The sequence below is a fragment of the Inquilinus sp. genome, assembly GCF_057815775.1.
Map to the genome: position 1 here is coordinate 1 of NZ_JBYRFX010000131.1, position 1,754 is coordinate 1,754.

The window sequence follows — 1,754 nt, forward strand, 5'->3', positions numbered from 1 at the left end:
TGAGACCGGCGCCGTCGCTGCGGACCAGCTCGGCGTCGATGTTCACCTCGCTCATGTCGTTGACGATGACCGCGACCCGGCGGCCTTCGCGGTTGTTCAGGATGTGGTTCAGCAGGGTGGTCTTGCCGGCGCCGAGGAAGCCGGACAGGACGGTGACGGGCAGGCGGGCATCGGGCTGCATGGTCACGACACCATCCGCTGATGGGCCGGGCCTTCGGCGGCGTGGTCGAGGCGCAGTTCGAGCGACAGCGTGCCGAGCAGGTCGGCGCAGCGCTGCGCGCCGTGGACGGCCAGCAGCCGCGGCATGGCCTCGGTCAGCAGCGCCGCGGCCAGCGCCGCATCGGACAGGCCGGCATTCTGCAGCCCGGACAGCAGGCCGCGCAGCTCTCCGGTCGCGCGGGTGAAGCCCGCTGGGGTGCGAACGCCCGGGGCGATCTGCTCGGTGGTCAGGGAGGGGGACATCTGGTCTGGCATCGGTTCATCCTGTTGTCTTTATGTTATATCATAACAATAAGACATCAGATGCAAGCCGGATGGAAAACCACAGAGATCCAGCGACGTTGGGGACTCAGCCGGGATCGGCGGCCGTGGCCAGCGCGCGGCATTTCTCCGGCTCGAACACCCGCGCGGTCGAGGCCGGGTGCCGGGCCAGCGCCGCCGGCGGGCGGATCGGCCGCGGCATGAAGCCGCCGCCGCAATTCGGGCACCGGTCCTGCAGCACGGTTTCGACGCAGCTCGAACAGAAGGTGCATTCGAAGCTGCAGATCATCGCCTCCGCCGAATCCGGCGGCAGGTCCCTGTCACAGCATTCGCAGCCCGGGCGCAGCTCCAGCATGGCAGCCTCCATGGGTTTCGAGCGAGTCAGGATCGGCCGAAACCTCTGGCACGGCCATGCCATTCTGCCGGCCGATCCTGCCATCCGCGACGATGCCCCGCCGATGCCCGGCGGCAGTGTTCTTCGGGAGGGCAGGGCGCTTTCATACGATTTCGTAACTTGCTCCGGGGTATGGAAAAAGCGTTAGGCTTCCCCGGTGGGGCCAGTTGAGAAGTTCAGGAGACCTTAATGCGCGTCAGCCGAATAGATGACCCCGAGAAGCGGATGTTTGGGTGGCTGGTGCGATTTTCTGTCGCAGGACAGCATACGCGGAAATTCTTCTCGGACCTCGCGCATGAGGGATCGAAGAAAGCCGAGGCTGCTGCGGAGAAATTCGCCCTGGCGCATCTGGAGGATCATTCGGAGATCCGGTCGCTGCGCTCCAGGCTGCTGCCGCGCCGGAACACGCCGCATGGCGTCCCCGGGGTGGCGCGCTATGTCCGGGCCGGCGGCACGTCAGCCTTCTGGACCGCCTATTGGACGCAGGATGGCGTCCGCCGCCAGAAGAAGTTCTCGATCGCCATCCATGGCGAGCGCGAGGCCCGCGAACTGGCCTTCGCCACGCGGGACGAAATGACCGCCGACGGCGCCGAGCGCCTGGTGGGCCTGCTCAAGATCCACACGACAGAGCCGACGGCCGACATCGCGAAGCTGCCGGCCTCCCACCGTGCCGCGCCCCACCATGCGGCGAACGAATCGCAGAAGTCGCCGTCGCGGCGGTCCAGGCCGGCCGATGCCGAACTGGAGCAGGTCGAGCGGCGCAGCCGGGCCTGACAGCCCGGTGTCGTCCGGCATTGCGCCCGGCGCGGCCGCCTAGGCAGCCGTACGGGCCTTGCCGATCGCTGCCTTGGTGTCCCGTACCGGCGGCAGGCCGAACATC

At 67.7% G+C, this 1,754-nt stretch carries 4 protein-coding genes; 1 reads left to right on the plus strand and 3 read right to left on the minus strand.

All coding sequences use genetic code 11. From position 1 onward, the window contains the following. The 3 genes from AC3XYG_RS04815 to AC3XYG_RS04825 form a co-directional block, all read right to left on the minus strand. Positions 1-181 (minus strand): GTP-binding protein (locus AC3XYG_RS04815; protein WP_489138680.1); only part of this gene is annotated, 181 nt, incomplete at its 3' end. 2 nt (positions 182-183) lie between these two features. Then, the gene (locus tag AC3XYG_RS04820) at positions 184-474 is read right to left on the minus strand and encodes a hypothetical protein (protein ID WP_489138677.1); all 291 of its coding nucleotides are present in this window, start codon (positions 472-474) and stop codon (positions 184-186) included. A gap of 94 nt (positions 475-568) precedes the next feature. Continuing rightward, positions 569-835, minus strand: a complete 267-nt coding sequence (locus AC3XYG_RS04825) for a DUF1272 domain-containing protein (protein ID WP_489138678.1) — start codon at positions 833-835, stop codon at positions 569-571. Positions 836-1,114: 279 nt separating this feature from the next. On the opposite strand from AC3XYG_RS04825, the gene AC3XYG_RS04830 reads away from it, so the two are divergent. Continuing rightward, positions 1,115-1,648 carry an AP2/ERF family transcription factor gene (locus tag AC3XYG_RS04830; protein ID WP_489138679.1) on the plus strand — a complete coding sequence of 178 codons (534 nt, stop codon included), beginning with the start codon at positions 1,115-1,117 and terminating at the stop codon, positions 1,646-1,648. The last annotated feature ends 106 nt before the right edge of the window (positions 1,649-1,754 follow it).